Here is a 7,158-nt window from a genome sequence, read left to right on the forward strand (position 1 = left end):
GGCATATACAGCGGCGATTGAAGGAATACCAAAAATTAAAACGGTCTTAAAATCAACTCTCTTTTGTATTGCGCTTTGCACTCCCCCCACTAACGATGTCGAGCCCACGATAAATAAAGAATAGGCCGTTGCCAATACAGGGTCAATATCCATTACATACACCAGTATCGGCACCGTTAAAATTGAGCCACCGCTGCCGATTAGTCCTAATGATACGCCAACAATCGCAGCCAGTATGAAGCCTATTATTTCCATTTAAATTATTTTTTAGTATGGGTGCAAATATCTGGCAAGTAAAAGTGGGGGTTGGTTACAAAAGTTACACTGCGCGGAATACATTGCGGGTTTCCACTGACACCGAATTACAACAGAACTCCTACAAGAGAAATAAATTTACTCCAAAGTAGTTTAAGCCGTCCCATACCAATAAAAATAGACGATGCCTCAAACCTCATACCTATAAAGGTCGTCAGCTTTCCGTTTGTGAAAAACAAGTCAAATTCTTTTCAAACAATCAGATAACTATCTCGGTTAGAATACTATTGGACGTGTGACAATAAGCGGTGACAAAAAATGAAACAGCTACTATGTGAATTTAACTCCGGTAAATATTCATCATGTTAAATACGCCTGCTTTTAAAATTCGAGGTTATTGCGTGGAACCCGGTGAGGTGGAGAGTGTTTTAAATGAACTACCCGAAATCACTATAAGTGCTGTGGTTGTAACAAAAGATGCCATGGATTTGAATAAGTTGGTGGGTTATTATGTTCTCGATAATGGTATTCTAAAAGATAAGGAAAGGAGTCTCTATCAACAGCGGCTGGAAGATTGGACGGGACTATATTCATCAGAGTATAGCAAGCCAGAGAATTCAACGCTTGAAGAATCGGAGGAAGAATTCAATATTGTTGGTTGGAAAGATAGTTTTACAAGACATGCGATTCCAGCGGAACAAATGCGGGAATGGCTTGATGATATTGTAAAAGTAATTCGGTCTGATTATGTCGGCCGAGTGCTTGAAATAGGTTGTGGCACAGGTCTTATCTTTTACTCTTTAGTAGGTCATGCTGATAAATATATAGGTACTGATATATCATCTTCATCGATATCTCAAATTAAGCACAGGATTTCAAAGCAGAAAAAGGATTATGGGGTTTTTGAACTGCATGTATGTCCTGCTCATGAGACTAAGTTGTTAGTTAAGGACGAGGTTGATACTATTATTATCAATTCCGTAATACAATATTTCCCAGGGGAATATTATTTAAAAACCGTTATAGCTGATAGCCTGGAAATGTTAGGAGGCAAAGGGCGGATTATTATAGGTGACGTTAGAGACAATCGCTTACAGAAGTTGTACAAAGGACGTCTGTACCTGGATAAAGTCCACGAGGAATTACCTATTGAAGATTTTAAATGGGCATTAGATCAGGAACTTCTGAATGAGGTTGAATTATGTGTCTCACCAGAATTCTTTTATAATCTTGAACGTTTATACCCTGAAATTTCGCATGTTGAAATAAAGTGGAAGCAAGGAAAAACGATTAATGAGTTAACCTCATATCGATATACGGTAATAATTTATGTAGGACTCCATAAAGAAAAGCTTCATCCCAATTGGATCAGCTGGGAGCAAATTAAGAGCAAAAGCAATCTGACCAGCATAATTGATAATTCTGACCACATTACAGGTATTAGGGATATGCCTAATCCCCGCCTGCAAAAAGAACGTTTACTGGAGGAAGCCCTGAATAATACTGAGTTGAGAACAGTAAACGATGTACTTGAATATATAAATAAGGACAATGCAGAAGAAAATATTTTAAACGACCTGATATCTAATCCAGATTCTCAATTCCATATCACCTTTCTTCCAACGAACAATATTTTGAATTTTGATTTGTTGAGTTCTAAATCTGAATTAAGCAGCTATATACAGCATAACTTCAATGAAAATCTTTCTTCTGATTCCTTCAAGTTGGTTAATGTTCCCTTGTTTAATGAAATATCTTCACTCGTAAAGTGTGAAATAAATAAAAGAATTAAAGCACTATTGCCTGAATATCTTGTCCCTGCACATTTTGTTTCGGTTACCCGTCTACCACTTACCGCGCACGGTAAAGTAGATAAGAAGTTCTTAGTTAAGCAAATAGAATCGAAAAATCGTTGAATCCACTAGCTGAATTTTCTTCCAATCCAGAATTTCATCTAAACTTCATAAAGCGCTGTTAGTTTTGAATCAATCAAACTAAAATTATTTATTTAAGACAGCTGCATGGGCTTAACGTTCACAAAGAAGGAATAAGCTCATACAAATTTAATTAACATTTAAAATCAAATTCAGATTATGAAAAAGCTATTTTTTTCAGCTGCATTAGCGCTTTTTGCCCTGGTTGCGGTTGCTCAGACAGAAACAACTTCAAAAAGCGACGTCAAAGTGACAGCAAAGAGCAAAACGAAGAAGGACAAAGAAAAAGTTGCAGAAGTTAATGGTACCGCTAAGTCCGAATCCGAACTCAAATTTCGCCAGGATGATTTGAACGATGATACTAAATTGTCAGGCGAAGAGAAAGCGGCACGGAAAAAAGTGAAAAAAGAGAAGTTCAAAAACCAAAAGGCCGACCGTACGGATGATGGGTTATTAAACGGGTCAGCTTCTGGAAAGAATATTCATGGAAAAGCAGTCAGCGAGCTGGCAACCGGAACTACGCTCGAAGGCAGGGAAAAGGGTGCAGCAATCAGTGGCCTCGCCAAAACCAATTCAAACGGCGAATTGCGCCTGGAGGAAAAAAGCGGTGCCGATAAAATGACGCCTGAAGAAAAAATTGCCAGAAAGAAAGTCAAAAAAGAAAAAAATAAAAGCCTCAAGTCCGACCGCGCCGATGATGGATTACTAAACGGATCATCTGATAATAGCATTCGCGGCAAAGCAGTTAGCGGAACCGCTGTGGAAACTAAGCTGCGTGATAAAACTAAAGGTGCAAAGGTAAAAACAGATGTGCGTACAAAGACCAGAGTTGGAACCGGACTTGATATTTCGGCAGGTAAAAAACTACGTAAGGGATAATATTTTTGTTATAAACGATTAAATTTGCTCCCTTTCGGGGGCAAATTTTTTAATACGAACCCATTATTATTTTTTTCAATTAGATTTGATTATTCCAGGACCCACAATGAAACTTTATCTCAGCCTTTTGTTATGCTCTTTCAGCTTTGCTGGCCTTGCCCAGCGGCCTGTGCGAGACTCTCTGAAAAAAAACGACAAACCCACAATAACCCTTGCTACTTTATACACCAGTAATGTGAATTATTACGGGCAAACGACTGAGGAACGTTTACCCTATTTATTGGCTTACGGGGGATTGGCATTCAAGTCAGGGTTTTCGATCTCGGCATCAGGCTACAAAATTTTAAATGCGGATGGGGCGAACTCCGGCGCCGATCTTACAGCCGGATTTGATTTTGATCTTTCCAAAAACCTTTCCGCCGGACTCAGTTATACCCGCTCATTTTTCCCGGAAAACTCATTTTTCTTACAATCCCAAAATTTAAATATGTTCTCCGGGAAGTTAGGATATGATTTTAACTGGTTGACAGCAGGATTAAACGCGGATTACAGTCCCGGACAAGAAGGGGCGCTTTTTCTATCATTTGACGTAAAAAAATCAATCGAGTTGATCGCCTTTGGCCAAAGTGATTACATCAGCATCGAGCCTGCATTTGAAGTTATTGGCAGTACCCAGCAAATTACGAGCACTGAAGAGGTCCCGCCTTCCAACAGCAACAGGGGCACCGGAATTATAAAGCTCCCCGTCAGGCGACTTAATAATAATCCTGAATACAGAACTGTTGAAAGTACCAGCTTCGGGGTATTATCTTATAATCTCAAAATGCCTGTGGCTTACAGCACCAGGAAATTTATGGTGGAAGCCGCATATCAGGCTTCCTTAATATCCAGGGACACTGAGGCTTCGTTCAAGAACCCTCGTTCGTTCTTTTCTCTTGGCTTGTATTATGTGCTTTAAATTCTGAGGTAAAGCGTTTTTCGTTTCGTACCCATGAGATTTAAACGCAGAGACCGCATATACAACCTGCCTACCGTGAGGCAGGCGCAAAGGGCGCAAAGGATTTTGAAAATATTTTAATGTCGTTGGTATTGTCAGACATGCTATTTACTAGAGAATCATTTATAATTAATGACCATTACACAGTTGTAAAAAGCATAATTATTTTAAAAGCTTTGAATAAATAACTAATTTAGTGGTGAATTTTAGGATAACGAATTTGAAACTCATCAGGCATTTAGCATTTTTTCTTGCAGTTATTGTACTAATGGGTCATGATACTATTCCTCATTTTCATGATGACAAGCACGACTCAACTGAACACTCTACTACTTTACCGCAACAATCTACCGACGACTTAACTGATCTTCAAAATTCATTTTCGAACTTCCAGCATCCAACTGCTGAGCACAACCTGGTCTATTTAAGTTTCTCTGAAAAAACAACCGGTTTTCAAAAAAAGATCTTTCATAGTGCACCCTGCCTTTTTATGATGGAATACCGTGCCGTCTGGTATGCTAATTATAAAAAACAACGATTCAGGGAATACCTCGCTATTCTGTCTCCTTATCAACTACAATACTTTTCACTTCGGGGTCCTCCTTCCTGTTAATTTTCTTATGCGTTAGAAAACAGGCGTGAAATCATGATTTCACCTGCCTGAGTCGATGCTATTAGCCGATTCTCTAATGCCAATTCCTTCAATACACTATTTTCCGAGTTTAAAAAATGCACTGCCCGCATATTTAGTTGTGTTATGTGCTACACTTCTTTTAACAATAATTTAAATCAAAATTAAAAACACAAACATGAAAAAAATATTCATTCTTACCACAATGGTTCTCGGACTGTTTACTGCTTGCTCAAGTAATGCGAATAAAGAAACTGAAGCTGAGTCAGGAATAGCGCAGGAACAAATGAAAATGTCTGCTGATAGTACAAATTCAGCCTTTACCGACAGTGCAAAAGCTGCAAAAGATAGTGCAGATGCTGCACATGGACACTCACATTAATAATTTCGATCCATTTTCTCTCCCTGCGAATGTTGGGACGAGAAGATCGATTGATAAACTGGTAAACTATGTATCTTAATAAACTAGCAGCAATTCTGCTCTTCCTCACATTATGCAGCATAGGTAACAGCTGTTTTGCTCACGGGGTAGACGGCGATACACAAGCTTTTTTGTCAGGGAATGAAGGCGTAGCTTTTGGTCCATTTCTATACATTGGCGCCAAGCATATGATTACAGGTTATGATCATTTGCTGTTTTTGGTCGGGGTTATATTTTTTCTATACCGTCCGAAAGAAGTGTTGCTGTATGTCAGCTTTTTCACAATTGGACATAGCTCAACGTTGCTTCTGGGTGTCATGGCTAACATTTCCATCAACGCCTTCCTTATCGATGCAATCATTGCGCTCTCAATCGTATATAAAGGGTTTGATAATCTAGGAGGATTTAAGCGGTTTTTTGAAGCCCAGCCCAATACCAGGGCAGCGGTATTGATCTTTGGGTTATTCCATGGCTTTGGGCTTGCCAGCAAGCTACAGGAGTTTAAATTTGATAAGGAAGGTCTCTTTACCAATTTGATAGGCTTCAATATTGGTGTGGAAATAGGCCAGTTCATTGCACTTGCATTTGTACTGATCATTATTAGTCTATGGCGCAGGTACCCAAGCTTTATGAAGTTCTCCACTCTCACGAATACTATGCTCATGGCAGCTGGTTTTATGCTGTTAGGCTACCAATTAACCGGTTATTTTATATCTTAAATTATTACAATGTCAGAAATGAATCATCCTGTATTAGGAAGGAAGGCAATCATCACATCAATTATCACAGCTCTGATAGTCGGAATCACTATATTAATTACAGCGGTTCTGCCCGCAGAATATGGTATGGATCCAACAGGAGCAGGTAAGCTATTTGGCTTTAGCAGGCTCTATGTTCCTGAGGAAGCAGAAGATGATCAACTCTCATCGGAGCCTGGTGTTCAAAGATCATTCCCCTTAATCAAACTTGAAAAGGCAGGCTCCGGTCCCGAAGTAAAAAGACCTCTAGAGGCAGATAATCCGGCGCCAGAACGACAATCGACAGACAGAGAAGATAGCGTACAGGTAATAGTACCGGCAGGAAAAGGAATTGAATATAAAATAAATATGCTCAAGTACGGAAAGATGAAATATGAATGGACCACCGATAAAGGAACAGTCTATTTTGATTTTCACGGTGAAGTAAAGCAGGCAAAAGAAGCTAAAGCAGTTTACTTTGAAAGCTATACTATTGCTTTCTCAAATAATATGGTGGGAAGCTTCTTAGCTCCTTATGAAGGTAAGCATGGCTGGTTTTTTAGAAACGATAGCAGTAAGGATATTACAGTGACTCTCAGGCTGAAGGGACAATATATCCTGTAGGAATTTAAATTCAAATCTTATATTTGCAAATATGAAGTTCATTTCAATGATACTATTAGTACAGGTACTTTTGCTTAGCAGCGTGTCCTGTGCTGATGCTATTGAATATTCATCTCAGGATACAGTTGTTGAAACTTTAGTAAGTCCGGCTGCGGATTGTACAGGCGATATCTGCTCGCCATTTTGTTCATGTGCATGCTGTATTGGATGCGCATACCCCATTGTTGCAAAAAGTCATCCAGGAAAGCCAGCATTGTCGGATTATTCCAATTACTATATAGAACCTTCTTATCACTCCATTACCAGGCCCTTGTTCCAGCCTCCAAAAGCCTGAGTAGTGCAACAATAATATTTTTCCCGATGCAGGCGCATCATCGTTTTACTTAAAATCATTTTTCATGTTAGACAGAATAATACGGTTCAGTATCCGTAATAAACTCGTCATTGGCGTGCTAACACTTGCCCTCATCGTTTGGGGAGCCTGGAGTGCTACACAATTGCCAGTTGACGCATTACCAGATATTACCAATAACCAGGTTCAGATCCTTACCAAAGCACCAACCCTGGCTGCCCAGGAAGTGGAGCAGTTCATTACCTATCCCGTAGAAAAGTCAATGGGCAACTTGCCCGACCTCGTGGAGATGCGCTCCTTTTCGCGTTTCGGTCTGAGTGTGATCACA

Annotated in this window: 10 protein-coding genes; 9 read left to right on the forward strand and 1 reads right to left on the reverse strand. The window is 39.5% G+C overall.

Features of this window, described 5'->3' with window-relative positions; all coding sequences use genetic code 11:
* Positions 1–255: TSUP family transporter (locus ACLL8Z_RS00160; protein ID WP_411272714.1), on the reverse strand; the 255-nt coding region annotated here is incomplete at its 3' end.
* Positions 256–617: 362 nt separating this feature from the next.
* Here ACLL8Z_RS00160 and ACLL8Z_RS00165 point away from each other — a divergent pair.
* The 9 genes from ACLL8Z_RS00165 to ACLL8Z_RS00205 form a co-directional block, all read left to right on the forward strand.
* Positions 618–2,171 carry a methyltransferase domain-containing protein gene (locus tag ACLL8Z_RS00165; protein WP_411272715.1) on the forward strand — a complete coding sequence of 518 codons (1,554 nt, stop codon included), beginning with the start codon at positions 618–620 and terminating at the stop codon, positions 2,169–2,171.
* Between the two features lie 177 nt (positions 2,172–2,348).
* A complete protein-coding gene (locus ACLL8Z_RS00170; protein ID WP_411272716.1) occupies positions 2,349–3,068 on the forward strand; it encodes a hypothetical protein in 720 nt (239 codons plus the stop codon).
* Positions 3,069–3,174: 106 nt separating this feature from the next.
* On the forward strand, positions 3,175–4,026 hold the full coding sequence (locus tag ACLL8Z_RS00175; RefSeq protein WP_411272717.1) for a hypothetical protein: 852 nt from the start codon (positions 3,175–3,177) through the stop codon (positions 4,024–4,026).
* 238 nt (positions 4,027–4,264) lie between these two features.
* Positions 4,265–4,678, forward strand: a complete 414-nt coding sequence (locus ACLL8Z_RS00180; protein WP_411272718.1) for a hypothetical protein — start codon at positions 4,265–4,267, stop codon at positions 4,676–4,678.
* 196 nt (positions 4,679–4,874) lie between these two features.
* Positions 4,875–5,078: a hypothetical protein gene (locus ACLL8Z_RS00185; protein ID WP_411272719.1), complete on the forward strand. Its 204-nt coding sequence runs from the start codon at positions 4,875–4,877 to the stop codon at positions 5,076–5,078.
* Positions 5,079–5,146: 68 nt separating this feature from the next.
* Positions 5,147–5,836 carry a HupE/UreJ family protein gene (locus tag ACLL8Z_RS00190; RefSeq protein ID WP_411272720.1) on the forward strand — a complete coding sequence of 230 codons (690 nt, stop codon included), beginning with the start codon at positions 5,147–5,149 and terminating at the stop codon, positions 5,834–5,836.
* Between the two features lie 9 nt (positions 5,837–5,845).
* Complete coding sequence (locus tag ACLL8Z_RS00195) at positions 5,846–6,478, forward strand: hypothetical protein (protein ID WP_411272721.1); 633 nt, start codon at positions 5,846–5,848, stop codon at positions 6,476–6,478.
* Between the two features lie 31 nt (positions 6,479–6,509).
* Positions 6,510–6,812: a DUF6660 family protein gene (locus ACLL8Z_RS00200; RefSeq protein WP_411272722.1), complete on the forward strand. Its 303-nt coding sequence runs from the start codon at positions 6,510–6,512 to the stop codon at positions 6,810–6,812.
* A gap of 64 nt (positions 6,813–6,876) precedes the next feature.
* Positions 6,877–7,158, forward strand: a 282-nt coding sequence (locus ACLL8Z_RS00205) for an efflux RND transporter permease subunit (protein ID WP_411272723.1), incomplete at its 3' end; no start/stop codon positions are given.

Source organism: Daejeonella sp., from assembly GCF_046590655.1.
GTDB lineage: Bacteria > Bacteroidota > Bacteroidia > Sphingobacteriales > Sphingobacteriaceae > Daejeonella.

Coding starts and splice junctions, on each gene's coding strand:
- ACLL8Z_RS00185 (WP_411272719.1), top strand. CDS start 4,875: ATGAAAAAAATATTCATTCTTACCACAATGGTTCTCGGACTGTTTACT.
- ACLL8Z_RS00200 (WP_411272722.1), top strand. CDS start 6,510: ATGAAGTTCATTTCAATGATACTATTAGTACAGGTACTTTTGCTTAGC.
- ACLL8Z_RS00170 (WP_411272716.1), top strand. CDS start 2,349: ATGAAAAAGCTATTTTTTTCAGCTGCATTAGCGCTTTTTGCCCTGGTT.
- ACLL8Z_RS00165 (WP_411272715.1), top strand. CDS start 618: ATGTTAAATACGCCTGCTTTTAAAATTCGAGGTTATTGCGTGGAACCC.
- ACLL8Z_RS00190 (WP_411272720.1), top strand. CDS start 5,147: ATGTATCTTAATAAACTAGCAGCAATTCTGCTCTTCCTCACATTATGC.
- ACLL8Z_RS00175 (WP_411272717.1), top strand. CDS start 3,175: ATGAAACTTTATCTCAGCCTTTTGTTATGCTCTTTCAGCTTTGCTGGC.
- ACLL8Z_RS00195 (WP_411272721.1), top strand. CDS start 5,846: ATGTCAGAAATGAATCATCCTGTATTAGGAAGGAAGGCAATCATCACA.